General features: G+C 72.1%; 22 protein-coding genes. 13 read left to right on the forward strand and 9 right to left on the reverse strand.

What is annotated here, in order from left to right; genetic code table 11:
* Positions 1-79: 79 nt before the first annotated feature.
* Together BKA14_RS19620 and BKA14_RS19625 are read right to left on the reverse strand one after the other, a co-directional pair.
* Entirely contained in the window at positions 80-3,274 is a 3,195-nt protein-coding gene (locus BKA14_RS19620; protein ID WP_184952383.1) for a helicase HerA domain-containing protein, read from the reverse strand.
* Positions 3,274-3,948 (reverse strand): hypothetical protein, encoded by a 675-nt coding sequence (locus BKA14_RS19625; RefSeq protein ID WP_184952384.1) that lies wholly within the window; start codon positions 3,946-3,948, stop codon positions 3,274-3,276. The genes BKA14_RS19620 and BKA14_RS19625 overlap by 1 nt, the downstream gene beginning before the upstream one ends.
* A gap of 374 nt (positions 3,949-4,322) precedes the next feature.
* On the opposite strand from BKA14_RS19625, the gene BKA14_RS19630 reads away from it, so the two are divergent.
* Positions 4,323-8,300, forward strand: a complete 3,978-nt coding sequence (locus BKA14_RS19630) for a WD40 repeat domain-containing protein (protein WP_184952385.1) — start codon at positions 4,323-4,325, stop codon at positions 8,298-8,300.
* On the opposite strand, the gene BKA14_RS19635 is transcribed toward BKA14_RS19630, so the two are convergent.
* Positions 8,297-9,022, reverse strand: a complete 726-nt coding sequence (locus tag BKA14_RS19635; RefSeq protein ID WP_184952386.1) for a CPBP family intramembrane glutamic endopeptidase — start codon at positions 9,020-9,022, stop codon at positions 8,297-8,299. The genes BKA14_RS19630 and BKA14_RS19635 overlap by 4 nt on opposite strands.
* A gap of 29 nt (positions 9,023-9,051) precedes the next feature.
* The gene (locus tag BKA14_RS19640; RefSeq protein WP_184952387.1) at positions 9,052-9,894 is read right to left on the reverse strand and encodes a helix-turn-helix transcriptional regulator; all 843 of its coding nucleotides are present in this window, start codon (positions 9,892-9,894) and stop codon (positions 9,052-9,054) included.
* Between the two features lie 102 nt (positions 9,895-9,996).
* Between BKA14_RS19640 and BKA14_RS19645 the strand changes: the two genes are divergently transcribed.
* Positions 9,997-10,995, forward strand: a complete 999-nt coding sequence (locus BKA14_RS19645) for an aldo/keto reductase (protein WP_184952388.1) — start codon at positions 9,997-9,999, stop codon at positions 10,993-10,995.
* 56 nt (positions 10,996-11,051) lie between these two features.
* The gene (locus BKA14_RS19650; protein WP_239092998.1) at positions 11,052-11,513 is read left to right on the forward strand and encodes a GNAT family N-acetyltransferase; all 462 of its coding nucleotides are present in this window, start codon (positions 11,052-11,054) and stop codon (positions 11,511-11,513) included.
* Between the two features lie 22 nt (positions 11,514-11,535).
* Here the strand turns inward: BKA14_RS19650 and BKA14_RS19655 are convergent, their stop codons facing one another.
* On the reverse strand, positions 11,536-11,946 hold the full coding sequence (locus BKA14_RS19655) for a hypothetical protein (protein WP_184952390.1): 411 nt from the start codon (positions 11,944-11,946) through the stop codon (positions 11,536-11,538).
* 171 nt (positions 11,947-12,117) lie between these two features.
* Here BKA14_RS19655 and BKA14_RS19660 point away from each other — a divergent pair, with 171 nt between their 5' ends.
* Positions 12,118-14,028 carry a putative bifunctional diguanylate cyclase/phosphodiesterase gene (locus BKA14_RS19660; RefSeq protein WP_184952391.1) on the forward strand — a complete coding sequence of 637 codons (1,911 nt, stop codon included), beginning with the start codon at positions 12,118-12,120 and terminating at the stop codon, positions 14,026-14,028.
* A gap of 2 nt (positions 14,029-14,030) precedes the next feature.
* Here BKA14_RS19660 and BKA14_RS19665 read toward each other — a convergent pair whose 3' ends face one another.
* Positions 14,031-14,393 (reverse strand): hypothetical protein, encoded by a 363-nt coding sequence (locus BKA14_RS19665; protein WP_184952392.1) that lies wholly within the window; start codon positions 14,391-14,393, stop codon positions 14,031-14,033.
* 120 nt (positions 14,394-14,513) lie between these two features.
* A complete protein-coding gene (locus tag BKA14_RS19670) occupies positions 14,514-15,194 on the reverse strand; it encodes a hypothetical protein (RefSeq protein WP_184952393.1) in 681 nt (226 codons plus the stop codon).
* Between the two features lie 82 nt (positions 15,195-15,276).
* Here BKA14_RS19670 and BKA14_RS19675 point away from each other — a divergent pair, with 82 nt between their 5' ends.
* On the forward strand, positions 15,277-16,056 hold the full coding sequence (locus BKA14_RS19675; protein WP_184952394.1) for a class I SAM-dependent methyltransferase: 780 nt from the start codon (positions 15,277-15,279) through the stop codon (positions 16,054-16,056).
* Here BKA14_RS19675 and BKA14_RS19680 read toward each other — a convergent pair.
* Positions 16,046-16,873, reverse strand: coding sequence for a glycoside hydrolase family 16 protein (locus tag BKA14_RS19680; protein ID WP_239092996.1), 828 nt, complete (start codon positions 16,871-16,873; stop codon positions 16,046-16,048). The genes BKA14_RS19675 and BKA14_RS19680 overlap by 11 nt on opposite strands.
* A gap of 192 nt (positions 16,874-17,065) precedes the next feature.
* Complete coding sequence (locus BKA14_RS19685) at positions 17,066-18,082, reverse strand: LacI family DNA-binding transcriptional regulator (protein ID WP_184952395.1); 1,017 nt, start codon at positions 18,080-18,082, stop codon at positions 17,066-17,068.
* 152 nt (positions 18,083-18,234) lie between these two features.
* On the opposite strand from BKA14_RS19685, the gene BKA14_RS19690 reads away from it, so the two are divergent.
* From BKA14_RS19690 to BKA14_RS19725, 8 genes are all read left to right on the forward strand, one after another.
* Positions 18,235-19,572: an ABC transporter substrate-binding protein gene (locus BKA14_RS19690; RefSeq protein WP_184952396.1), complete on the forward strand. Its 1,338-nt coding sequence runs from the start codon at positions 18,235-18,237 to the stop codon at positions 19,570-19,572.
* On the forward strand, positions 19,572-20,441 hold the full coding sequence (locus tag BKA14_RS19695) for a carbohydrate ABC transporter permease (protein ID WP_184952397.1): 870 nt from the start codon (positions 19,572-19,574) through the stop codon (positions 20,439-20,441). The genes BKA14_RS19690 and BKA14_RS19695 overlap by 1 nt, the downstream gene beginning before the upstream one ends.
* Entirely contained in the window at positions 20,434-21,282 is an 849-nt protein-coding gene (locus BKA14_RS19700; RefSeq protein WP_184952398.1) for a carbohydrate ABC transporter permease, read from the forward strand. The genes BKA14_RS19695 and BKA14_RS19700 overlap by 8 nt, the downstream gene beginning before the upstream one ends.
* 19 nt (positions 21,283-21,301) lie before the next feature.
* Complete coding sequence (locus tag BKA14_RS19705; protein ID WP_184952399.1) at positions 21,302-23,302, forward strand: glycoside hydrolase family 2 protein; 2,001 nt, start codon at positions 21,302-21,304, stop codon at positions 23,300-23,302.
* A gap of 17 nt (positions 23,303-23,319) precedes the next feature.
* Positions 23,320-23,469, forward strand: a complete 150-nt coding sequence (locus tag BKA14_RS19710) for a hypothetical protein (protein ID WP_184952400.1) — start codon at positions 23,320-23,322, stop codon at positions 23,467-23,469.
* Entirely contained in the window at positions 23,466-24,428 is a 963-nt protein-coding gene (locus tag BKA14_RS19715) for a LacI family DNA-binding transcriptional regulator (protein ID WP_184952401.1), read from the forward strand. The genes BKA14_RS19710 and BKA14_RS19715 overlap by 4 nt, the downstream gene beginning before the upstream one ends.
* Before the next feature lie 97 nt (positions 24,429-24,525).
* Positions 24,526-25,047 carry a sigma-70 family RNA polymerase sigma factor gene (locus tag BKA14_RS19720; protein WP_184952402.1) on the forward strand — a complete coding sequence of 174 codons (522 nt, stop codon included), beginning with the start codon at positions 24,526-24,528 and terminating at the stop codon, positions 25,045-25,047.
* The gene (locus tag BKA14_RS19725; RefSeq protein WP_184952403.1) at positions 25,040-26,290 is read left to right on the forward strand and encodes a beta propeller repeat protein; all 1,251 of its coding nucleotides are present in this window, start codon (positions 25,040-25,042) and stop codon (positions 26,288-26,290) included. Before BKA14_RS19720 ends, BKA14_RS19725 begins: the two co-directional genes overlap by 8 nt.
* The last annotated feature ends 42 nt before the right edge of the window (positions 26,291-26,332 follow it).

The following is a 26,332-nucleotide window of genomic DNA, read 5'->3' on the forward strand; positions in this document are numbered from 1 at the left end:
GCTCCTCCCGTTGCGATGCCGGCCGGCCCGCAACGAGGAACAGACCGCTGCGGAGGAAAACCGGGCCCGCGGCGCGGGGTCACGTTGCCGGGCGCGTGGCGGCCGCCCGCTCCAGCACCTCCTCGGTGGTGAGAGGGCTGCGCGGGTGGTGGCTCAGGCACAGCGGCGCCGTCAGCTTGACGAACGGGCCACCCTCGACTGTCGCGTAGAACTGGCCGGCCTTCAGGCGGGCGACGTCGGCGATGGTGCTGCCCTTGGCGCGGGCCATGTCCTGCGCCGCGGCGATCTGGGCGGGGCTGTTGAGCAGGCCGAAGAACTGGGTGGCAGCGTTGCCGGGGATGCGGTTGTGCAGACCCTTGGGGGCCTGGGTGGCGAAGATCAGGCCGAGGCCGTACTTGCGGGCCTGGGAGGCCAGGGCGAGGGTGCTCTGGGTGCAGGCGGTCATCGTGCCCGACGGGGCCAGCGTCTGCGCCTCGTCCATCACGAACAGGCCGCCCAGCGGGCGGTCGCCCGCCGGGTTGCGTTTGATCCAGGCGAACAGCGCGATCTGCAGCTGGTTGACGAAGTTCTGCCGCTGCTGGTCGTCGGGCAGGCCCACGAAGCTGATCACGGAGACCCGCGCGCGGTGGCCGCCGGACGGGGTGAGCAGTTCCCCCGGGTCCATGGGTGCGCCGCGGCCGCCGAACATCGGGTCGTTGACCATGGCCGCGGTGAGCAGCTGAGCCATGTTGCCGGCCAGCCGGGTCGCCTCGTCGAGCAGGCTGACCCCTTCGGGCAGGGCATTGAGCAGGCCGATGAAGCCGCGCAGGTCGCTGCCGCCGGACCGCGCGTAGCTCAGCATGGCCTCGCGCAGCACGGCCCGCCCCAGCACCGCCTTGTCCGTACGGCCGTCGACCCGGGCGTGCGGCGCGAGGGCGGCCACCGCGGAGTCGATGCCGGCCGCGAACGCGTCCGCGTCGTCCAGGATGTCGGCGAACTCGGGCAGCGGCTGAAAACTGATCGGGCGTCCGCTGTCCCGGTTGGGCGTCCACACCACGACCTCGGTCGACCGCAGATAGTCCGCGGCGCGGGCGGCCTCCGCGTCGTCCCACGACTCCGGCCGGGTGGGCCAGGGGTCACCCAGCCGGGCCAGGTCGTTGTTGGGGTCGAGCACGATCGTCGACACCCCGCGCAGCGCGCACTCCTCGACGATCCGGCGGATCAGCACCGTCTTGCCCGAACCGGACCCGGCGAAGATCGCCGTGTGCCGCCGCATGGCCTCCAGGTCGATCGTGACCGGCGCGCCGCCGTCCATCGGGGTGCCGAGCGGCACGGCACCCCCGGCCGGGGCCGGGGCGTGGTCACGGGCCGGCGCCACGGCCGGCTTCGGGCTCGCCGGCGGCGGCACGGCCTGCTCCGCGGGCGGGGCCGGGGTGGGAACCGTCGCCAGGGCCTCCCGGAGGACCCTGATCTCGGCGGTCGGCCGCCGCGCGCGGAACCAAGGCAGGAGCCGTTCGGAGCCGTACTTGTCGATCAGGTCGGCCAGGGCCCGCAGCCGCTTGATGTCGTCGTCGGTGAAGGGCAGCACGATGCCGCCGGCCTCGGTGAAGTCCTTGACCACCTCGCGGGTGCGGGCGCCCTGCGACCACGGCTGCGCGTCCAGGTTGCGCAGCAGGAACAGCCGCCGCTTGGTGATGCCCGCGGTCAGCCCGGCCGTGGTGACAGCGTTACGGATCCGGTTGAGCACGGCGATGTGGTGGGTCGCGCCCATGCCCCGGAACGCCCAGTGCTCCTCGTCCTCGGACTCCGCGTCCTGACCGTCGCCGGTCAGGCTCAACCGCAGCCGCGCGTGCAGGGCCGGTTTGCCCCCGGCGTGCGGGTCGATGCTGAACGCGTCGCCGGCCGCGCCGCGCTCCCCGATCCACGCCGTGAGCCCGGCCGTGAGCAGCACCGGCACTTCGAGGTCCTCGGTGGCCTGATCATGCGCGGGCCGGGGGTCGGCCTGCTGCAGGAACTCGGCGTACTGCTCGTCGAACGGCGCGAGGTTCTCCGCCGCGGGCTCGGGCCCGAGCGCCGGCTCCACCACCCGCACGGGCGGCTCGGCCCGCGGATCCAGGGTCCGCATCTCGGTGACGGCATCGGCGCGCAAGCAGGCCCGCACGTGGGCGTCGATGACGCGCAGCAGTTCGCGGGGGGTGTATTGCGGCGCGTCCTCGAAGGCCGCGGGATGGACCGGCCAGGTCGGGTACGGCGGGGTGAAGCCGGCGTCCTCGAACGGCTGCGCGAACCGCTTCTCGATCAGCTCCCGGCCGATCTCCGCCGTCGGGATCCGGCGCAGCTGCACGGCTTCGCGGAACCTGTCCTGCACCGTGTCGGTCGCCTGGGTGGTGATCTCGGTCCAGGTGTGCGGCAGGCACGTCACGACGGACAGGGATCGCCGGGTCGTCTCGCGCAGCGACATGAGACCACCCGCGACCTGTTCCAGCAGCAACGCGTGCTGCCACTCGACCGCCCGGTCGCTCTGCGCGTTGGTCGCCTTGGTGGACTGGGCGACCAGCAGGTCGATCTGGTCGACGGCGATCACCGTGGGACCGGTGAGGGCGAGCAGGCGCGACACGTCCCGCACGACCTCCTGCGCCGACCGCTTGCCCCGTCGCATCCCCCAGGCGGCCCGCTGGCCCGGCTCCTCCTCGTCGTTGGAGCAGAGGAACTGATACCCCACGTCCTGGGCCGCGGGATCGCCCCCGGCGAACAGGACCAGGGCGCGCGCGGTGTCCTGGCTCTCCATCCCGATCTGGCGGTGATGCTTGCGGAGGAGGTCGACGAACGCGTCGAGCGCGGGCCGGGTCAGTTCGCTGTCGCCGGCGACGGCCCGGTGCACGCCGCGGGTCGCTCCGACGGTGGTGCCGAGCCGCCGCAGGAACGTCGTCAGTTGACTTTCGCCCGAGGCCGTGGGGCGGGCGAAGCCGTCCAGGATCGACAGCGCCGCACTGCGCCAGAACGCGCTCGTCTCGAGCAGGCTGATCAGGAAGAAGTAGCCGCCCGCGTCCTGCACCCGGGCGCGGACCGCACCCAGCAGATGCGTCTTGCCACTGCCACGCTGACCGAGGATCGCGACACCGATCGGGCTGGACTCGCTGCTGCGCTCGGCCTCGTTCACCCCGTCGAGCACCATGTGCACCACGTTGTGGTGCAGCCCGTCCACGTGGAACGGGGCCGGGCGCCACACGTCGTCGGGTGTCGGGGCCCAGTTGAACCTCAGCCCGGCCAGCGCGCGCTGCTGATCGGAGTCCATCAGCGACCGACGGCGAGGAGGTGCATGTCCTGGTTGCCGATGCGGACGGCCGCGGAACGCTGACCAGCCGTGAGCGTCTTCTGGTTCGACTCCGGGATCAGCGACACGTCGGGTTCGCGGTCGAGACGCAGCAGGGCGTGATCGACGGCCGGCTTGGACCCGTCACCCAGGGCGCGCCGGACGTCCTCGAGCGTGACCCAGGCGCCGGGTTCGGCGGCCAGGTCCGCGTAGGCCTTGCGGATGCGTGACTCCAGGTCGTCGCTGGGCGCGACCCGCTGGGCGCGCGGCGCCGGACCCGCGGTCTCGCCGGTCTGACCCGCGTAGGCGGAGAAGAACTCGGCCGCGGAGACGTTCTGCTTCTCGAAGTGCTGCCGCAGCACGTCGAGCAGCAGATAAAGCGTTCCGCCGAGCGAGCCGGCCAGCGCCGGAACCTCCGCCGACAATTCCTCGAGGGCCCGCCCCCAGCCCTTCTCGGTGAGTTCGAGGGTGAGGTAGGGCACCTCCGGTTTTTCCCTCAGCGTGATCAATTTCCAGTCGACCAGCTGATCCCGGTAAGGCGCTTTCTTCAGATTGATCTTCGCGCGGGTCAGATACCGATTCTCCACCGGCCCCGCCTTGACCATCAAGGCCAGCAAGAGAGCTCGCTGCGCGTTGGTGAGTTCTCTTTCCGGCATGGCGCCGACCTCCTGAAACGCGCGACCGTGCCGCCCCGGCACGCTGCGGCCGGGGCTGGATACGGATCATGGGAACAGCCAGTTCGGCCCGATTGTGCCGACGGAGAACGGCCTGCGCAAGCCATCCGAAGAAGCCACCAAAATCCGACAAAGTGCAATGTTGATCTCCGTATTCGCAGCTCCTCGCGGTTAATGGAATGATCGATTCGGAGCGGTATTTTGATCAGCCGATCGGGCGTTGCGATCCGGCTAATCACCGTGCAGCATTGCCGCTGAGCGTGCCCGCCCTCGCGACCCGATGGGGGTTCGATGTCCATGCCGTCCGTCCGCGCGGCGCCGTGATTCCGATAGGTGCGAAGGTCGAGCCCTGGGCGGTGGCGCTGCATGCCACCGCTCACGACGAGACGCCGCTGGGCGCCGGCTTCGTGGTGGATCAGACGCTGGTGCTCTCCAGCGAGCGCGTGGCCTTCGCCGACGGTGAGCTCCGCGAGCTGTGGGTGGCCTTCCCGCTGGCCCAGCACGTCCCGCCCACCGTGCGGCGCCGGGTGCGGGCCTGCCGGTTCAACGGCCGCCCCGAGCACCGCCTGGACATCGTCCTGCTCGAACTCGAGGAGCCGGTGCCGGCCTCGGTCGCCCCGGCCCGGTTGAAGCTGCCCACGGCGCAGGGACTGATCGGCCGGCAGTGGCGGGCCTACGGTTTCCCGGCCGGCACCGGCGGTGGCCTACGGGCCGCGGGCACGATCGGTGACAGCGGCGGGTACGGCCTGATGCGGCTGACCACGCCGGCCGGCGACACCGGGGTGACGCGCGGCTTCGGCGGGGCGGCCCTCTGGTCCCCCGACTATCAGGCGGTGGTCGGGCTGGTCGTCGGCGCGGAGTCCGGGCAGGCCCTCATGCTGGCCTACGCCGACGAGCATCTGCCCGGCCTCAAACTGTCCACGCTCGACGACTGGCGGCTCGAGGACGCCGACGAGCCCACGCTGGCCGCGTGGGGCTGGGCCCTGTCCGCCGACGGTGAGGCCGGCCGGCACTGGCTGCCGCGGGCCCGCGGGGTGGCCAGTGGGGCCGAGAAGGGTTCGCGGTTCCGGGGCCGCGCCGCCGCGCTCCGGCACCTGCGCCACTTCCTCGATCGGGCCGAGGCGGCGGGCCGGCCGCTGGTGGTGACGGGTTCCCCGGGCGTCGGCAAGTCGGCGGTGCTGGGCCGGATCGTGACGACCGCCGATCCCGGTGTGGTCGCCGCGCTGCCGCCGGAGGACACCGCCGAACGGGCCACGGCCGGGTCGGTGGCGTGCGCGGTGCACGCGAAGGGCAAGTCGGCGCTGGAGATCGCCGAGGAGATCGCCCGCGGGGCCGGGGTCCGGCTGCCCCAGGCCCCCGTCGACCTCGTGCCGGCGTTGCGAGCCCGCCTCGCGGCCCGTCCCCGCCGGTTCAACCTGGTGGTCGACGCCCTGGACGAGGTGGTCACCCCGGCCGACGCCCGCGCCCTGATCGAGGACGTGCTGGTGCCGCTGGCCCGCGACTGCGCCGAGCTGGGCGCGCAGGTGGTCGTGGGCACCCGCCGGGCCGACGACTCCGGCGACCTGCTGGGCGGGTTCGGCGCCGACGCCGAGCTGATCGATCTGGACGCCCCCGCGTTCTTCTCGGCCGAGGACCTCGCTGGTTACGCGCAGGCCACCCTGCAGCTCGCGGGCGGGAGCACGTACGCCGATCCGGCCGTGGCCGAGCCCGTGGCCCGCCGGATCGCCGAGCTGGCCGGCCGCAACTTCCTGATCGCCGGCCTGGTGGCCCGGACCCGGGCGCTGCGCGACGTCGAGGCGGTCGAACCGGCCCGGGTCTCGTTCACGGCCACGGTCGGCGACGCCCTCAACGAGTTCGTGCACGACCTGCCCGCGGCGGGCGGCGCGCCGCCGATACTGGCGCTCACGGCCCTGGCGTACGCGGAAACGCCCGGCCTGCCCATGAGCCTGTGGCAACTGGCCGTACGGGCCCTGGGCGCGGAGGTGACGGCCGGCCAGCTGCACGACTTCGCGCGCTCGTCCGCGGCGAACTTCCTGGTCGAGAGCGGCGATCCGGACCGCCCGACGTACCGGCTCTTCCATCAGGCCCTCAACGACGCGCTGCTGGGCAGCCGGGAGGAGGCCGGTCGGCGCCACGACGACGAGCGGCGGCTGGTGACGGCCTGGCTCGGGCTGGGTCGCGCCGACGGGTGGGACGAGGCGCCGGAATATCTGCTGCGCTCACTGCCGGCGCACGCGGCGCGGACCGGCCTGATCGACGACCTGCTGGCCGACGACGGCTACCTGCTCCACGCCCGCCTGGAACGCCTTCTCCCGTACGCCGAAGCCGCCCGCACCGACACCGGACGGGCCCGCAAACTGCTGCTGCAACGGGCCCCGGCGGCGGTCACGGCCGGTCCGGAGGAACGGGCCGCGCAGTTCTCGGTCGTGGACCGGCTCGACGACCTCGGCGCCCAGGTCGGCACGTCCGGCGCCCGCTACCGCGCGTCCTGGGCCCACACCCCGCCGCGGCTCGAACGGACGGTGCTGGAAGGACATTCGCTGGCGGTGCACGACGTGTGCGCGATCGTCGTGGACGGGCGCAGCCTGCTCGCGTCGGGCGGCGAGGACGGCACGGTCCGGCTCTGGGATCCGATCACCAACCAGACCGTACGGTCGTTCGCCTGTCACGACGACTGCATCCGCGGTTTGAGCGCCGTCACCGCGGGCGGGGTCACGCTGCTCGCGACGGCGAGCCACGACGGCACCATCGGCGTCTGGGATCCGCGCTCGGGAACCCGCCGGCACACGCTGGTGGGGCACGACGACTGGGTCCGCAACCTCTGCTCCATCCCGATGCCCGCCGGCGACCTGCTCGTCTCGGCCGGGGACGACCGGAGCGTACGGATCTGGGACGTCGCCTCCGGGATGCCGGCGCGCACGTTGCGCGGGCACACCGGGTGGGTCACCGCGGTGACCCATGTGCCGGTTCCCCGGTCGTACGGGGTCCTGGCCTCGACCGGTTTCGACGGGGACGTGCGGGTGTGGGATCCACTCAGCGGCACCTGCCTGCGCGTGCTGAGCGGGCACGAGGGCTGGGTGACCACGCTCTATCCGGTCGTCACCGAGCGATGGACGCTGCTCGCCTCGGGCGGCTACGACGGCACCGTACGGCTCTGGGACCCGGTCAGCGGGCAGGAGTTCGCGTCGCTGGACCCGGGCGCCGGGCCGATCACCGACATCTGCACGATCCGCTCCGAGCAGGGCTGCATCCTGGCCGTGACCGGGGAGGACGGCACGGTGCGGCTGTGGGACGCCGAGACCGGGGTCGAACGGCGCGGGCTGCGCGGGCACGCCAGCTGGATCCGGGCCGTCTGCGAGCTGCCGGTGAGCGGGCGCAACCTGCTGGCCACGGCGGGCGACGACGGCACCGTACGGGTCTGGGATCCCCGCGGTGACCTGCCCAAAGCGGTCCGCGAGAGCGAGCTGCCGGGGCTGGTGGCCGACGTTGCCGCGGTCCGGCGGAGCGACGGGACGCTGGTGGCGACGGCCGGGGGCGACGGCTCGATCCGGCTCTGGGACCTGGCCACCGGCGGGGCCCGCGGCGAGCTGGGATCGCACTTCGGGCCGGTCAACGCGCTCTGCCCGGTCGAGTCGTGGCTGGCCTCGGCGGGCGAGGACGGGCACGTCCAGCTGTGGGACGTCGGCGGGCACGAGCCGCCCGAGCCGTTCCAGGCGCACGAGGAGCCGGTCAAGGCGGTCCGCGTGCTCGACCGGCACGGTGAGCCGCTCATGGTGTCGGCCGGTGACGACATGACCGTACGGCTGTGGGAACCGGCCACGGCCCGCCCGGTCGACGGGCTGATCGGCCACCGCAACTGGGTGACGTCACTGACGACGGCCGAACGCGACGGCCGCCCGGTGCTCGCGTCGGCCGACAAGAACGGTGTCGTGCGGCTCTGGGACGAGGCGGGCCGGCGCCTGTGGGAGCAGAACCACCACAACGACGGCGTGAACGCGCTCTGCGCGCTGCCCCTGCCCGACCGGCAAGTGGTCGTGTCGGCCGGGATCGACCGCACGATCCGCCTGTGGGACCTCGCCGACGGCCGCCCGGTGCGCGTCCTCACCGGCCACACGGCCGAGGTCACCGGCATCACCCCGGCCGTGCTCGGCGGCCGCACGGTGCTGGTGTCGTGCGGTCTGGACCGCACCGTACGGGTGTGGGACCCCCGCCTCGGCAAGTCACTGCTGGTGATCCCGGTCCACCACCGGGCACTGGCCGTCCGCCAGATCGACGACCACCTGATCGTGGGCCTCGACCGCGGCCTGCTGGCCCTGACCCTGGACGCGATCTAAGCGAAGCTCGTGGTGGCCAAGGCGGCTGCGACCAGCAGGCCCAGGCCGTTGGTGGCCCAGTGGAGGGCGGCTGCGGCCAGCAGGCTGCCGCTGCGGCGGCGCAACTCGCACAGGAGCAACCCGGCCACGGCCGTGAACGTGACCGCGCCCAGGACGGCCAGAACGCGGCCTGTGGTGCCGGCGCCGACCGCGTCGCCCACGGCCTGGTTGGCTGAGTTGAGGCGCAGGGACGGGAGGATGTGCCACAGGCCGAACAGGACCGATGACGTGATGCTGGCCCAGACGGCGCCGCGGTGCCGGTTGACCAGGCCCATCAGGACGCCGCGGAAGGCGATCTCCTCGAGCAGCACCGTGCCCAGCGGGACGATGATGAAGGCCGCCAGCAGGGCCGCGCCGGGGTGCAGGTGGTAGCGGACGTCGTGGAAGGCGGGGCGGGTCCACGGCAGGGCGACGCCGATGGCGTAGACGAGCGCGACGGCCAGGATCGCGCCGATCGCGTACTTCAGGCCGGGCACCAGCGTACGGCGGGAAAGTCCCAAGTCGTGCCAGGTGAGGCCGGCTCGGCGGGCCAGCAGCACCAGGACCGCCGCGACGAGGGGGCCCGCGACCAGGCCGGTGTGCCGGGGGCCGAACTTGTCGGCCACGTTGACCGCGGCCAGGATGGGAACGACCGCGCCGAGCAGGAGAAACAGGCGGCGACGGGACGGCGGGGTGGCAGGCATGACCGGGGAAGCGTACCCGGATCCGGCCGTCATACTCCGGTCGCGAACTCCTGCAGACCCAGCACCCGCAACAGCTCGTAGCGCTCGCGGGACGGCGCGTCGGCCGGGGTGAGCACGAGCAGAAGCTGCTGCTGATCGGGGGTCATGAGGGTCTCGCAGTTCATGACCAGGGGACCCACGCGGGCGTCGACGAACGTCTTGCGGTCCGCGCGCCGCACCCCGACCTCGTGCTCGGCCCAGCGGACGCGGAATTCGTCGCTTTCGGCGGACAACCGGGCGATCAGCCGTACGAGGGAAGGGTCGTCATGCCGGCGGCCCGCCACCGCGCGCAGATCCGACACGGTCGCGCGGGCCAGGTGGTCGCGTTCCTCGGGCGGGTGCATGCCGGGGACGGCGGGATCGGTGAACCAGCGGTACACGTGGAAACGCCTGTCCCCCGTGTACCGGGTCTGATCACCGCCCAGCAGCAGCGAGCCCCTGTTCTGGGCCAAGGTCTCGCCGAGGTCGCTGAGCACCATGGCGGGCGTGTCGCCGAGCAGGTCCAGCATGCGCAGCAGGCCCGCGCGGGCCAGGCGGGCGGTGCCCTCGGCCGGCGGGGGCTGGTGCCCGGCCAGGTGGAACAGGTGGTCGCGTTCGTCGTCGGAGAGCCGCAGGGCGCGGGCCAGCGCCCCCAGCATCTGGGTCGACGGCTGGCTGCTGCGGCCCTGTTCCAGCCGTACGACGTAGTCGCTCGACATGCCGGCCAGCATCGCCACCTCCTCGCGGCGCAAACCGGCGGTGCGGCGGCGCGGCCCCTCGGCCAGGCCCGCCTCGGCCGGCCGGATCGCCTCGCGGCGGCGGCGCAGGAAGTCGGCCAACTCGGCACGCTGCATGAATCCATCCTCGCCCGCCCGTGCCGGGCTATCCAGGGAGCGGCTCTCCCACGATAAGCGCTCCGCTTCCGCCGCCACCGGCAACGGCGCACGGTGGTTCCCATGCAGACACGAAACCTGGGCCGGACCGGCCCCACCGTCTCCGCCCTCGGCCTCGGCGCGATGGGCATGTCGCACGGCGTCTACGGCGCCTCGGAGCGCGACGAGAGCATCGCCACGGTGCACGCCGCACTGGACGCGGGCGTCACCCTGATCGACACCGGCGACTTCTACGGCATGGGCCACAACGAGCTGCTGCTGGCCGAGGCGTTGCGCGGCCGGCCCCGCGACAGCTACCAGCTCAGCGTCAAGTTCGGCGCGCTGCGCGGCCCCGACCACTCGTGGGGCGGCAACGACGGGCGGCCCGCGGCCGTGAAGAACTTCCTGGCGTACTCGCTGAACCGGCTGGGCACCGACTACATCGACGTCTACCGGCCGGCGCGGCTCGACCCGGCGGTCCCGATCGAGGACACGGTGGGCGCGATCAAGGAGATGATCGACGCCGGGTTCGTCCGGCACGCCGGGCTGTCCGAGGTGGGCGCGGACACGATCCGTCGGGCCCACGCCGTGCACCCGATCGCCGACCTGCAGATCGAGTACTCGCTGATCTCGCGGGCCGTGGAGGGCGAGATTCTGCCCACGCTGCGGGAACTCGGGATCGGGCTGACCGCGTACGGGGTCCTCAGCCGGGGTTTGATCTCGGGGCACTGGACCGCGTCGCGCGGGGGCGAGGCCGGTGACTTCCGCGGCATGAGCCCCCGGTTCTCCGGCGACAACCTCGAGCACAACCTGAACCTGGTCGAGGCCCTGCGCCGGGTGGCCGCGGCCAAGGGCTGCACCGTCGCCCAGCTGGCGATCGCGTGGGTGGCCGCTCAGGGCGCCGACATCGTGCCGCTGGTGGGGGCCCGCACCCGCGAGCGCCTGTCCGAGGCGCTGCCGGCCGTGGAGGTGACCTTGACCGCGGACGACCTGACCGAGATCGAGAAAGCGGTGCCGGCGGGCGCGGCCCGCGGCGACCGCTACCCGACGGCGATGATGGGCACCCTGGGGACGAGCCACTGATCGACCACTTGTCCGGGCCGGCGCGACGGCTTCGCGCCGGCCTTCATGATGGTGGGGTGACTGATGTAGCTGTGTGGCCCCTCACCATCCGACTTCGGCGGCCCGAGGACCTCGACCAGTGCGTCGACGTTCTGCGTCAGGTGCGCCTGGTCAACGGCTACCCGGCGAAATGGCCGTCGGATCCGGGGGCCTGGCTGGACCGGCCCGAGTTCGATCAGGCGTGGGTGGCCGAGAGCAAGCCCGGCCTGCTCGTCGGCCACGTGGCCGTGCAGAACGGCCGGGAGGTCACGCGGTTGTTCGTCACGCCCGCGGCCCGCCGCCTGGGTGTGGCCAGTGCCATGCTCAACCATGTGAGCATCTGGGCCGGCGGCCGGCTCATCCTCAGCGTCGTGGACAAGCCGGGTTCCCCTGCGGTCGCGTTCTACGAGAGCACAGGATGGCGATACACGCGCACGACGACCGCTGACGGGACCGGTCCACGCGGGGAGGCCGTGCGGTTGCGGCACTACGTCCGCTAGGCAACGCGCCCCGCCAGGGGTCTCACCACAACGCGGCGGCCGCTGCCACCAACGCGACCGCTGACGCCCCCGCGCGGATGCGGTCGACGCGCAGGAGGGTGGCGATCCGGCCCGGATCGTGCCCGGCGCCCAGCCGCGCATGAGCCGGCGCCGCCGCCGCCGCGGTGACGGTGAAGGCCACCGCCGTCGCCGCCAGCGCCACCAGCTTCCCGGCCTGGAAGCCCGACCAGAGCGCCCAGACCCCGGTCACGACCAGCGCGCCGTAGATGACGACGACGAGCCTGGTGATCGCCCGGGAATGAGCTCGGTGCGCGGCCGGCCACTGCGCCGCGGGAACCCTCGCCAGGGCCGGATACACCACTGCTGTAACGGTCGCCTGGAAGCCGAAATGGGCCGCGGCCGACGCCAGCAGAGCAGTCTCAGAAGTGATCACATCTGCGAGCGAATCATGCTCGGCTGAACGCGTTCCTCCGGTACGACGTGTTCGCCAGGTGACCTGCACCCATTTCGCAACCCGAACGCCCGTCATCCGGGAACCCGCGCGTCCGATGCTCGGATCAACGGGCTCCCCGGCCCGCGACCACGACGAACGGGAGGGTTGCTGGTGTCGTTCCTGCGCGCGCCCCGCACCGTGACCTGGGTGCTGGCGGTCCTGCTGGCTGCCCTGGCCGGCTACGCCGTGCTGGCGAACTGGCAGCAGGCCCAGCGCGTGCGGTCCGTCGCGGCGGCTGGTGGCGACTCCGACGCGTACCAGGAAGCCGCCTTCGCGCTCACCACCGAGATGGCGATGCTGCAGGGCACGATGATCGAGCCCGACGGCGAGGAACACGTCGAGCTGCTCGACGCCAACCGGGAGACCCAAGCCGCGATGGTCCGCATGGCCGCGGTGGACGAGGAGCACCGCGAAACCGCCGGCGAACTGGCCGAGCACCACCGCAAACTGCACATGGTCATCGTCGGTTTCCTGGCCCAGGTCGACCGCGGCGACGACGGCGCGGCCCGGGCCACCATCGAGGACGTGCTGGAGCCCGAATACACGGTCATGATGCGGACCCTGCTGCACGAGCAGGAACACCACCTGGCCGACTACGACCGCCAGGAGGGCGAGTCCCTGCGTGACTCCCGCGACTCGGTCATCGCGGTGATCGTCGTGTTCGTGCTCGGCCTCGCCGCGCTGGGCGGCCTCGGCCTGTCCCGCCGCGCGCTGCGCCGCCAGGTCGAGGCGATGGCCGCCACCGACCCGCTGACCGGCCTGCTCAACCGCACCGCCTTCACCACCCGCGCCGGCGTGGCCGTGGAGACCGGCCGGCCCACCGTGCTGATCATCAACGTGGACGGGTTCCGCGACGTCAACGAGCAGCTCGGGCACCGCATCGGCGACCTGCTGCTGGTCGAGGCGGGCCGGCGTCTGGCGTCGCTGGTGCGCTCGGGCGACGACGTGGTGGCCCGGCTGGGCGGCGACGAGTTCGCCGTCCTCCTGCACGGCGACGACCCGCAGATCGGCGAGAGCATCGCGGCCCGGCTCACCGAGGCCTTCGACAGCTCGTTCGTGCTCGACGAGGTGACCGTCGACCTCGAGGTGAGCATCGGCGCGCACACCGCCCGCGACGGCGAGGACGTCGTCACCGTGCTGCGCCACGCCGACACCGCCATGCACGACGCCAAGCAGCATCGGGCCGGCTTCCACCGTTTCCGCGAGGAGCCCCGCCAGGACGTGGCGGCGCGCCTGTCGCTGCTGGGCGACCTGCGCCGGGCCCTGGACGACCCGGGTCAGCTCACCCTCAACTACCAGCCGAAGATCGCGGTCGAGACCGGCGCTCTGGTCGGTGTGGAGGCCCTGGCCCGCTGGACCCACCCCACCCGCGGCCCGATCTCGCCGGCCGACTTCATCCCCGTTCTCGAGGTCACCAACCTCATGCACCGCTTCACCGAGCACGTGCTGATGCTGGCGCTGCGGCAGACCCGGGCCTGGCTCGACGCCGGGCATCGCGTGCCGGTCGCCGTCAACGTGTCGACGCGCAGCCTGCTCGACCCCGACTTCCCGGCGCGGGTGGCGGCCCTGCTGGCCGAGACCGGCGTGCCCGGGGACCTGCTGTCGATCGAGGTGACCGAGTACGCCCTGATGAGCGACCCGGAGACCGCGATCGAGGCGCTGAACCGGCTGCGCGCGGCCGGCGTCAAGTCCTCGATCGACGACTACGGCACCGGCTACTCGTCGATGACCTACCTGAAGGTCCTGCCGATCGCCGAGCTGAAGATCGACCGTTCCTTCGTCCTGGACCTCGCGGAGAACAACAGCAGCCGCGCGCTGGTGGCCTCCACCGTCGAACTGGGCCACCGCCTGGGCCTGACCGTGGTCGCCGAGGGCGTGGAGGACGAGGCCGCCGCCGCGGCCCTGCGCGAGATCGGCTGCGACACCGCTCAGGGCTACCACTTCGCCAAGCCGCTGCCCGCCGAGGCTCTGACGGCCCGCCTCACCGATCGCGAACTGGCGGACGCCGGTCCGCGCGGCTGACCTCACAAACCGGGGAAGGCCCGCCCCGGCCATTCCTCGATGCGCCGGACGAGATCGCCCAGCGCCGCCTCGAAGGCCGGGTCGCCGATCTCGCCGGTGCGCCGGCTCCGCCACAGATCCGCCAGGCCGTCGATGATCTCGCCCAGCTCGACCGCCCGATCGGCGAAGGCGAGGCTTCGCTCGATCAGAACCGGCTCGGGCTCGGTGTACACCGAGTGCTTGTCGGCCATGACGGCCAGATCGCATCGGGCCGCGGCGGCCAACCCGCGTCCGGCCAGCTCCACGGCCTGCAGCCGGCCCTGGGGGCCCTGGACGATCGCGACCAGGATGCCCAGCAGCTCCGAGTTACGCACCGCGCCCGTCACGGTCCGCACCCTAGCCTCCGGCGATACCGGCCGCATCCGAACAGGGGCCCGCCGGGTGGCCGGGCCCTGAGATCGTCCGCGCCTCGTTCGAGCGGCACGACACGCCGGGGTCTTGACCGATCAGCCACTGCGGATGTCCGGGCCGGCCGGTTCGGCGGGCGTGGAACGCAGCGCTTCGACGGTGGCCGCCACCCCGACGACCGCCAGCACGGCGACGGCCACCCAGAGGCCGTAGCCGTAGCGGAACGTGGCGGCGACCTGGTCGTAGCTGTCCCACGCGCGCACTTCCGCCACCGCCGGTGCGGGATCGGTGGAGGATCCGCCGGACCGCAGGAAGATGCCGGCCACGACGTCCGTCGCGTCGCGGCGGGCCAGCACCGTCGAGCCGAACAGGACGATGGCCGCGGCCAGGGCCAGGCCACCGAGGGACGTGGCCCGCCAGAGGCGTGAGGGCAGCCCGGTGGCGGCCAGCGCCAGCAGCATGAGGGCTACGGCCAGCCAGGCCACGGGCTGCGCCGGCAGGGACAGCGGCTGGGGGCCGAGCAGGGCTTCGGCTTCGGCGTCGTCGAGGCGGTGGATCGGCTTGCGACCGGCGTCGTCGGTGTAGTGGATGGCGGGGGTGCCGCCGGTCAGGACGTCCGAGCCGGTGTAGGTGACGCGCATCTGCGTCCGGGGCGGCTCGTCGGTGCTGCAGGAGGCGCTCATGAACGGCAGGAGCAGGCACAGAGCGGCCAGGACGAGGGCTGCCGGAGCGGGCAGGCGCCGGAGCAGGCCGCTGGGTCCGGCCGGACGTTTGAACACAGCACCACTATGGCCCCCGCCGGCAAGCGGGGCCGCGGCAATCCGGTTGCCGGTTCCGGCGCTCGTTTCTACGGTCGGAGCCATGACGGCGGATCTGTTCGACGCGACGGCCATGTACGAAGAGGACTATCTGTACTTCTTCGCCGGTGGGAGCGAGGCACCGACCCACGGCCCCCTGGTGGGCACCGCGTATCGGGAGGATGCGGCCGTCGAGCTGATCTGGCGCCTGCTCGACCTGGCGCCGGGGCTGGCGGTGCTCGACCTCGGCTGCGGTCACGGCACGATGGCCAACTCGCTGGCCGCGCGTGGCTGCCGGGTCACCGGCCTCGACTCGTCGGCGGTCTTCCTGGAGCGGGCCCGGGCCGACGCGGCGAAGGCCGGGCTCGACGTCGATTTCGTGGCCGGGGACATGCGGGCGCTGCCGGACTGGGCGGGCCGGTTCGATCGCGTGATCAACTGGACCACCGCGTACGGGTACTTCGACGACGCGACCAACCGTACGGTCCTGACCGAGATCGCGCGGGTGCTGCGGCCCGGCGGCCGGCTCGCCATGGACGTGGACAACCTGCCGCGCTTCCTGGCGTCGTGCCCGCCGTCGCGGATCACGGCGACCCGCGAGAACGGCGACATGCTGGTCGACCGGCACCACCTCGACCCGCTGACCATGCGGTTCGAGGTGGAACGGACGGTGATCCGCGACGGCCGGGCCCGCCGCCTGACGTTCGTGAAACGGCTGTTCGCCCTGCCCGAGCTGCGCGACTGGCTGCTCGCGGCCGGCTTCACCGCGGTCGGCGGCTACGGCGAGGACGGCGAGCCGTTGACCGCGGATCACCACCGCATGGTCGTGACGGCTACGCGCTGACGTGCACGTAGTCGATCAGCATGCGGCTCTCGCCGGGCAGGCCGGCCGGGTTGCCCTGACCGAAGTTCCCGCCCACGGCCAGGTTGAGGATGATGAAGTAGGGGTGCTCGAACACCCAGTCGACGTTGCCCTTGGCGGCCCGCAGCGACTCCGGGGTGGCCCGGAAGAACTCGTTGCCGTCCACGGTCCAGACGATCAGGTTGGGTGACCAGTCCACGGCGTACGTGTGGAAGTCCTGGTGCCACGGGGTGCCCGAGACGATCTGGTTGCCGTAGGACGCGCCGCCCGAGTAGCCGGGGCCGTGCAGCGTGCCGAACAGCTGGTTGGGTTCGCGGCCGACGACCTCCATGATGTCGATCTCGCCGTCGGCAGGCCAGTTGCCGCCGCCCAGCATCCAGAACGCGGGCCAGAGACCGGAGCCGTCCGGCACCTTGATCCGCGCCTCGACCCGGCCGTACTGCTGGGTGAACTTGCCGGAGGTCTGGATGCGGCCCGAGGTGAACTGGCAGGCCCCGTTCCAGCAGTCGTTGTGACCGCCGCTGCCCTTACGGGCGGTAATCACCAGGTGGCCTTCGCCGTCCATGGCCACGTTGCTCGTGCCGTCGGTGTAGTACTGCAACTCCTGGTTGCCCCAGCCGTGGCCGCCGACGTCGAAGTTCCACTTCGAGGTGTCGACCCCGGCGCCCGCGGGACCGTTGAAATCCTCGTTCCAGACCACTGCGGCCTCGGCGGTGTCGTTGCGGGAGCCGACCGCGAGGCCCGCGCCCAGGGTCACCGTGAGGGCGGTGGCCGCGATCAGAAACCGTGACTTGCGCATGGGGAATCCTCCGGGGGAGAGGGACAAAACCGATCAATCCCCAACATAGACCCGCCTCTTTCGGCCGGCGCAACCCCGACCGCTCACTTCACCGTGCGTGATGGCCGGATGGGGCGCAACCGGGCAGCCGGGGTCGGCCCGATCGGGCACCGATCGCCCCCTTCCGGGCAGCAACGCGCCCGCCGGGCTGAGTCAGCGGCCGATGGTGCTTTCGCGGGGCAGCAGCGTGTGGGCGGCCCGCACCTCGGCCGGGGCCGGGGCCACGCCCCCCTCGATCAGGGCGACCAGGCTTTCGACGGCCAGTGTCGCGATCGCTTGTTTGTCGGGGACGATCGTGCTGAGGCTGGGCGTGGCGAACTCGCCCTCCTCGATGCCGTCGATGCCGATCACGGCCACGTCGTCGGGCACCCGCACCCCGGCGGTGAGCAGGCCGCGGACGGCGCCCAGGGCGAGCAGGTCGTTGTAGCAGAAGATCGCGTCGGGTGGGGAGTCGAGCGCCATCAGGGCCGTGGCGGCGGTGGCGCCGAGGCGGCGGTGGAAGCGTTCGGTCGGCCGCACGAGCGCGGGATCGTACGGGAGGCCGGCCCGTTCCAGGGCCTGCCGGTAACCGGCCGTGCGCAGCTGGGCGGTCTCGCCCGTACGGTAGGGCTGGTCGCCGACGGCGGCGATGCGGGTGCGGCCGAGGCTGATCAGATGCGCGGTGGCGTCGCGGGCGGCGGCCACGTTGTCGATCGCCACGTGCGAGAAGCTGCCGTCGAAGATGTGCTCGCCGAGCAGCACGACCGGGGTCTTGTTGCCGCGTTCGCGCAGCTCCTGGGCGCTGAGCGTGAGCGGGCTGAGGATCAGGCCGTCGAACAGGGTGAGCCGCGAGTTGCGGGTGAGCAGTTCTCTCTCCCGTACGGGGTCGGCGTCGGTCTGGTCGACCATGACCGCGTAACCGTGCCGGCGGCCGGCCGCGATGACCGCCCGCGCCAGTTCGGCGAAGTAGGGCACGTCGAGTTCGGGCACGACCAGGCAGAGCATGCCGCTGCGGCCCTGCTTGAGGTTGCGGGCGATCAGGTTGGGCCGGTAGTCGAGCTCGCTCAGCGCCGTCTCCACCTTGGCCCGCAGGGTGTCGGAGACCGGGGCGTAGCCGTTCACGACGTTCGACACCGTACGGATCGACACCCCGGCCCGGGTCGCCACATCCCGCAGCGTGGCCTCGCGCATTCCGACCTCCCCATGAGTCGACCGACAGCCTAATGCAACGCGCCCATCCTAGGTCTTGCATCGTTGCAGAGCTACGTGCAGGATGTCTGCATCGTTGCAGAGCGATTACGAGCAGCCGCCAGCAGAGCTGCGACCAGCTCGAAGGAGCAGATATGACAACTCGACGTTCCCTCCTCGCCGGCGCGGCCGGCGCCGGAGCCCTGACCGCCCTGGCCGCCTGCGGCGGCGGCGACGACACCACGACCTCCCAGCCGCTGACCGCGTCGTCCTCCGCCGGCCCGCTCAGCGGATCCCTGACGATCTGGAGCCGTTCGGGCGACCTGTTCAAGGTCTTCGACGCCGCCATCAAGAAGTTCACCGCGGCCAACCCCGGCGTGACCGTCGACCACCAGGCCGTCGATATCGACGCCAAGCTGGCCAACACGCTAATCTCCGGGGCCGGTGTGCCCGACGGCTCGTTCTGGGACGACGCCAAGATCGCCGGCCAGGCCGAGCACCTGTACGACCTGACCGCGCTCATCGCCCCGTACCGCGACAAGATCGCCCCGCAGAAGCTGAGCGTGAACACGGTCGGCGGCAAGGTCTACGGCGTGCCCTGGGACCTCAACCCGGGCCTGCTCTACTACCGCGAGGACCTGCTGCAGGACGCGAGCATCGACCCGGCCGGCCTGGCCACGTACGACGATCTGCTCACCGCGAGCCGCAAGCTGCGGGAACGCAATGCCAAGGCCAAGCCGATCCACCTCGACGCCGACCCGTTCCTGGGCCAGCTCTGGCTCGAGATGCTGGCCAACCAGCAGGGCACCAGCCTCAGCGACGACCAGGGCAAACTGCGCCTGGACTCCGAGGAGTACCGCCGCATCCTCACCTGGATCAAGTCGGCGGTGGACGACCAGCTGGTCACCCACACCCCGTACCTCAAGCCGGCCGACATCGCCGCACTGGAGGACGGCACGCAGGCCTTCGTGCCGTGGGCCATCTGGTTCGACTTCGCCCCGCAGACCCTGCTCAGCAAGACCAAGGGCAAGTGGCGCGCGGCCCCGCTGCCGGCCTGGACCCCGGGCGGCGCCCGCAGCGGCGCGATGGGCGGCAGCAGCTTCGTCATCCCGGCCAAGGCCAAGAACCCCGAGCTGGCCTGGCGCCTGTACGAGTACCTGACCGTCAGCGACGAAGGCATCAAGGCCGTGTACGGCCCCAGCGACACCTATCCGGGTGGGCTCAACACCTCGGTCCCCGCGTTCCTGCCCGCCCTCGACGCCGCGGCGCCGCTGTTCCAGCCGGTTGAGGCGCTCGGTGGTCAGGACCTGTGGAAGGTGGCCGTCGAGGCCAGCAAGACGATCCCGGCCGCCGCGCCCATCCCGGCGTGGTGGGCCAAGTCCGTCGACTATCTCGGCAACAACCTGCAGCGCCTGATCCAGGGCCAGATGTCGCCGGACGACGTGATCGCCGAGTCGACCCAGCAGATCCAGCGGCTGGTGGACCGCGCCTGATGTCCGCGCTCCTGCAAAGGAGGGCAGCGCCGTACGTCTTCGTGCTGCCCTTCTTTCTCGTCTTCGCCGCCTTCGGCGCGTACCCCCTGGCGTATGCGCTGCGGTTGAGCTTCACCCGGTGGACCGGGGCCGGCGAGGCCCGCTGGATCGGCCTCGGCAACTACACGTACCTGCTGACCAACCCCGAGTTCTGGGCCTCGCTGGGCAACAGCTCGATCATGTGGCTGCTCGTGGTGCCGGTCCAGCTCGTCGCCGGTCTGGGCGCCGCGGTGCTGCTGTCCAACGCGAAGCTGCGGCTGCGCGGGGTGTTCCGGGTCGCGTTCATCGCCCCGTTCGTGACCCCGCTGGTCGCCATGGCCCAGGTCTGGATCGTCGTCTTCGACCGCGATTACGGCCTGGTCAACCACGCGCTCAACCTGGCCGGGCTGCCCGACGTGGGCTGGCTGACCAGCACCGCCTGGTCCAAGCCGACGCTGGCGCTGCTGTTCCTGTGGAAGACGACCGGGTTCGCGATCATCATCCTGCTCGCGGGTCTGCAGTCGGTTCCCGGCCACGTGTACGAGGCGGCCGACCTCGACGGCGCCTCCCGCGCGCGGCAGTTCTGGTCGATGACGGTCCCGCTGATGCGCCGCAGTCTGTCGTTCCTGCTGGTCATCCAGACGCTCGCGGTGTTCCAGATGTTCGCCGAGCCGTTCGTGGTGACCCAGGGCGGCCCGTACGGCTCGACGACCACCGCCGGGCTCTACCTCTACGACCACATCACGGCGTCCGACCTCGGCACCGGGGCGGCCAACTCGTTCCTGCTGGTGATCCTGGTGTTCGCGTTGTCCCTGATCTCCGTCCGGCTCCTGCGAGCGCGCGATGAATGACAAAAGACCCGGCATTCCCACGTACGCACTCCTGGGCGTCCTGGCGTTGCTTTTCCTCTACCCCATCTGGTGGGCGATCAGCTCCTCGATCAAGCCGGCCGCGGAAATCATCAGCGACCCGCTCGGCTTCAACCTGGGCGACGCCACACTCGACGGCTATCGGGCCATGTTGGCCGACGTGCCCATCGGAACCGGCTTCGCCAACACGGCTTTGGTGCTCGCCATCAAGGGCGGCATGACGCTGTTCTTCTGCCCCCTGGCCGGTTACGCGTTCGCCAAATACAAGTTTCCCGGCCAGGACGTCCTCTTCGGCATCGTGCTGCTGACCCTGATGCTGCCCACCCTCGTGCTCATCATTCCGCTGCTGCTCGAAATGAGCGCGCTGGGCTGGGTCAACACGTACAAGGCACTGATCCTGCCGGGCAGCATCGACGCGTTCAGCATCTTCTGGATGCGGCAGGTCATCGCGGCCGTCCCCGACGAGCTGCTCGACGCCGGAAGGGTCGACGGGGCCTCGGAATTCGGGGTGTTCCGGCGGATCGTCGTGCCCGTCATCAGGCCCGGACTGGCCGGGCTGGCCGTGCTCACCATGATGAACGTCTACAACGACTTCGTCTGGCCGGTGGTCGCCGTCAACGACGAGAAGCACCAGACCTTGCAGGTGGTGCTGTCGACGCTGGCCCAGAACATCAGCGGCAACCGGATCGGCGCCGACTTCGCCACCGTCTGGAGCGAACTCCTCGCGGCCAGCAGCATCGCGATGATCCCGCTGCTGCTCGTCTTCATTCTCCTGCAACGCCACTTCATCAACGGCATCCTCGCCGGCAGCGTCAAAGGCTGAAAGTCCTTAGGAGCAACACATGACCGAATACCCGCGGCCGCATTTCGACCGCTCGCACAGCTGGCTCAGCCTCAACGGCGCCTGGGACTTCTCCTTCGGCGAACCCGTTTTCGACAAGCAGATCCAGGTCCCGTACGCCTGGGAGACGCGCGCCTCGGGCCTCGCGCAGTACTGGCAGCCGGTCGGCTGGTATCGGCGCTCGCTCGACGTGCCCTCCGACTGGGACGGGCAGCGCGTCGTCCTGCATTTCGGGGCCGCCCACCACCTGACCACAGTGTGGGTCAACGGTATCGAGGTCGTCAGACACGAAGGCGGTTACACGCCGTTCGAGGCCGACATCACCGACGCGCTCTCCGCCACCAACGAACTCGTCGTGCGAGTCGACGCGCCCGCCGACAAACGCGAAATCGCCCACGGCAAACAAAGAAGCGTTCCCCGTACGGACTACGACGGCGTCTGCTTCACTCCCAGCTCAGGAATCTGGCAGTCCGTCTGGCTCGAATCGCGACCCGCCACCCACATCGCGTCGTTGTCGTTGCGCCCGACCGAAAACCTGGACGGCATCGTCGTACGGGTGCAGGCCGCAGGCCCGAACACCGGCGGCGCGACACTCCGAGTCGCCCTCGCCGGCTCCCCCGCTGTCACCTCGGACACCTCCGAAACCGTCCTGGACATCGCCGAGCCGCGACTGTGGAGCCCCGCCGACCCGCACCTCTACCACGTCGAGGTCGAACTCGAGACCGCCGACGGCATCGACCGGGTCCACGGCTACACCGGGCTGCGCAGCGTCGAGGTGCGCGGCGAGGAGATCCTGCTCAACGGCGAGCGTCTCTACGTCAAGGGCGTGCTCGACCAGGGCTACTGGCCCGAGACCGGCATCACCCCGCCCGGCGACGAAGCCATGATCCGCGACCTCGAACTGGCCCGCGAGCTGGGCTACACCCTCGTACGGAAGCACCTGAAACTCGAGGACCCGCGATTCGTGCACCTGGCCGACAAGCTGGGCCTGCTGCTGTGGTGCGAGCCCGCGTCGACCGGCACGTTCACGGCGGCGTCGACGGCCGCGTTCGAGGCGCAGATCGAGCCGATGGTGCGCCGCGACGGCAACTCCCCCGCGATCGTGATCTGGGGGCTCTACAACGAGGAATGGGGCCTCGACTGGGACATCCCCGGTGACGAGGCCAAGCAGCAAGCGGTCGTCTCCGCGTACGGGAAACTGGCCGCACTCGACCGGAGCCGCCCGATCGTCGACAACTCCGGGTGGACCCACGTTCGCACCGACCTGCTCGACTGGCACTACTACGACGAGAGCGCGATCGGCTGGGCCCGCACCCTGCACGCCCTGGTCGAGGGCCGGCGCGACGACTTCCCGGTCAAGCTGGGCCCCGATTTCGTCGTCGACAAAGCGCTCGCCGTGCCGTCGCAGCCCGTGCGGGGCCTGCCCAACCTCAACAGCGAATACGGCGGGGGCTTCACCGCCGTCGAACGCGGCTGGCACCTGCGCTGGCAGACCCAGGAACTACGCCGCCACGACCGGCTGTCGGGCTACGTCTACACCGAGCTCTACGACATCGAACACGAGTCGGCCGGCCTGCTCACCTTCGACCGGCAACGCAAAGACCTGGGCGGCGCTTCCCCCGCCGACGCCAACGCCACCACCACGCTGGTGCTCGACGTGCTGCCCGTAGCCCCCAGCCGCGACATCCTCGGCCCGACGGCGTCCTTCGGAGCGCACCTCTCACACCACGGCCCCGACCTGTTCACCGGGCGGCTGACCTGGGCCTGGGGTCCGGTCTACTCGGCGGCCCCGCTGCTGCCCGCGGTCGACGGCCCGGCGGTCGAGGCCAAGCCGTACGAGCTGAGCCCCGCCGTCACCGTCGACGCCACCCTGCCCGGCGGCTGGCCGGCCGGCCGGCTGCACGTGACCGCCCTGACCCCCGACGGCCGGGTGGCCGCCCGCGCGACGGTCGACGTGGACCGCAGCACGGCCCCGCACATCGGCGACGACAAACTGGCCTGACCACCGGGGTGGTGGCCGTGCGGCTGGTCCGGGCCCAGGACGTGCCCGCCCAGGTGCGGCGCCGCGCCCGGTGGTGCGCGGCGCACACCGCCGGGTTCCTGGTGGCCGGCCTGGTCGTGGCGGTGGCCGGGGTGTGCGTGCTGGGGGCGGCTAACCTCGCGGCATGACGGATCAGCGACCCACGCTCGCCGATGTCGCCCGGGTCGCCGGGGTGTCGCGGGCGACCGCCTCGCGGGCGATCAACGGTGCCTACGGGACGTCCGAGGCCGTGCGGCAGCGGGTGCGCGCGGTCGCGGCCGAGCTGGGGTACGAGCCGCACGCGGTGGCGCAGGCCCTGGCCAGCGGCCGGGCCAGTGCGGGGCGGCGGGAACGTGTGGAGGTGCTGATCGTCGACCCGGATCCGGCCGCGCTGAGCGTCAAGCCGTTCTACGGGCGGGTGCTGACCGGCGCGCTGCGGGCGCTGGGCGACCGGGACATCGCGCTCGAGGTGCGGCGGGTGGTCACCCTGCCCGCGCCGGACGACGACCCGCCGTACGGGCGGCTCTTGATCAACGTGCCCGGAGCGGCCGGGTCGGCCTATGCCCACCGGGGCCGGGTGGTCGCGCTGGGCCGGTCGGCGCCGGGCGTCGCGTTCGTAGCCCCCGACAACGACGGTGGTGGGCATCAGGCCGCGGTCCACCTGGTCAAGACAGGCCGCAAACGGGTCGGCGCGGTGTTCGGCCCGCCCACGCCGTGCGCGCAGGAACGCCGGGACGGCTTCCTGCGGGTGTTCTCCGGCGCGGCCCAGCCCGTGACCGCCGCCGACGGCGATTTCACCTACGACCGGGCGTACGAGGCAGCCCGCGAGCTGCTGGAACGCGACCCGCACCTGGACGCCGTCTTCGCCGCCTGCGACGTCACCGCCATGGCCGTGCTGCGGGCCCTGCGCGAGACGGGCCGCCGGGTGGCCGACGACGTGGCAGTGGTCGGCTTCGACGGCAGCGCGCTGGCCGAGGCGGCCGACCTGACCTCGGTCTACATGCCGGTGGAGGACGAGGCCGCGGCGGCCGTGGAGCATCTGCTCGACCCGGCTCGGCCCGCCCCGCCCCGCCTGCCGACGACGCTGACCGTGCGCGGGTCGAGCTGAGGGGCCGATCGCCCGGAAAAAACCCGGACCCGGCTGCAACCGTGCGGGTGGGCTGTTGGTCCTTTGAGGGTCAGGTGGGTGAGCGGCGGGAGGGTGTGTGGCGGCCGAGGACGCGGTGCGGCAGGCGTACGAGGCCTATTTCCGGCGGCTCGTGACACAGGTGTACGGGCTGGTCGGTGATCTGACCGAGGCCGAGGACGCCGTGCACGAGGCGTTCGCGCGGGTGCTGGCCTCGCCGCGGTCGTTTCTGCGGGCCGGCGACGCCGAGCGGTGGCTGCGGGTGGCCGCGCTCAACGTGGCCCGCACGCGGTACCGGCGGCGGTGGCTGTTCGACCGGCTGGTGCGGTCGGGGCGGGTCGAGGCGAGCCCGGCCGCGGTGCCGGGGGTGTCCGGGGACCGGGTGGCGTTGCTGGCCGCGCTGCGCCGGCTGGCCCCGCCGACCCGGGAGGTGATCGTGCTGCACCACCTGGCCGATCTGCCGGTGACCGAGGTCGCCGAGACGCTCGGGGTGCCGGTGGGCACGGTCAAGGCCCGGCTGGCCCGGGGCCGCGCCACGCTGGCCCGCTACCTGTCCGACGAGGAGCCCGTCCCGCTGACCGAGGGGGTCCGGCATGCTTGAGCAGCAGTTCGACCGGCTGCGCGCCGAGGCCGGGGACGCGGTTCGCCAACCCGATTTCGATTCCGTACGGCGGAGGTCCGCTCGTGTCCGCCGCCGTCGTCTCGTCACGTCGAGCGCGGCCCTGGCCACCGTCCTGACCGTGGCCGGGCTGGGTCCGGCCGTACGGGGCGGCTCGGGCGACACGGGCCTGCCCGCCGCCACCCCTTCCGAGGCCGGGTGGTCCCGCGTGACCACGGCCGCCGCCACCGGGCGGGACCTTTACAGCGTTGTCGTGGACTGTGCCGGCTGCGGCTCACAGCTGTGGGTGTCCTCCGACGGCGGCAACGCGTGGCAGCGGCGCACCGAACCGCCCGAGCCCGAGGACGCCGGTGACCCCCGCATGGCCACCCTCACCCCGCTGGCCCCGGGCATCCTGGCCTGGAGCGACGGCCGGGTCATCCCCTTCGACGAGGCGGCCGGCGCGGCCTCCGCGCGGGACAGCGGCCGGTTGTGGACCACGACCAACGGCGGCATGAGCTGGCAGCGCGCCGAGGTCGGCACGGAGCCGCTGGCCGCCGTACCGGCGGGCACCCACCCGGTCGACTGCGTGCTCTTCCGGGTCACGACCTGCACGGTCGGCGCCGTCGACCCGGCCACCGGCCGGTTCGCCCCACTGGCCCATCAGCCCACCGGCATCACCGTCGAGCCCGGGTGGGGCGACCTGATCACCGTGCCGGCCGACGGGCGCCTGTGGGTTCCGGGGCTGGACCCGGTCACGAAGAAGCCCGCGGTGGCCGCCAGCTCGGACGCCGGCCGGACGTGGCGCACCCACGTCTTCACCGACGGCGTGGCGGCCGAGTTCCAGAACGGCTGGGCGCCCATGAAGTATCTGCCGCGGGTGGCCGCGGGCCCGGGCGCGACCGCGTACGTGCTGATCTATCGCGAGGACAACGTGGCCGTCACGCAGCACACCTCCGACGGCGGGCTGACGTGGCGGGCCGGCGACACGATCCGCGGCGCCGACGAGTACGGCGGTTTCGTCGCCGCCGACGGCTCGCACATCGTCATGACAGGCACCGGGTTCGCCGCCGCTCGCGCCACCGGCCCCTACTCGCGGACGGGCCTGCCCGGTTATCCCGGGGATCTCAGCACGCACCTGCAGGTCACCTCGCGCCAGGCCGCCGAGCCCTATCTGGTGACGTCGGCGACCGGTCCGTACGTCTCCGCGGACGGCCGGACCTGGCGGCAGCTCCCCCTCCCCTAGCGACCCGCCCGGTGGACGGCGTGCGCCCTCGGGCCGGCTGCT

Source organism: Paractinoplanes abujensis, from assembly GCF_014204895.1.
Classification (GTDB): Bacteria; Actinomycetota; Actinomycetes; order Mycobacteriales; family Micromonosporaceae; genus Actinoplanes; species Actinoplanes abujensis.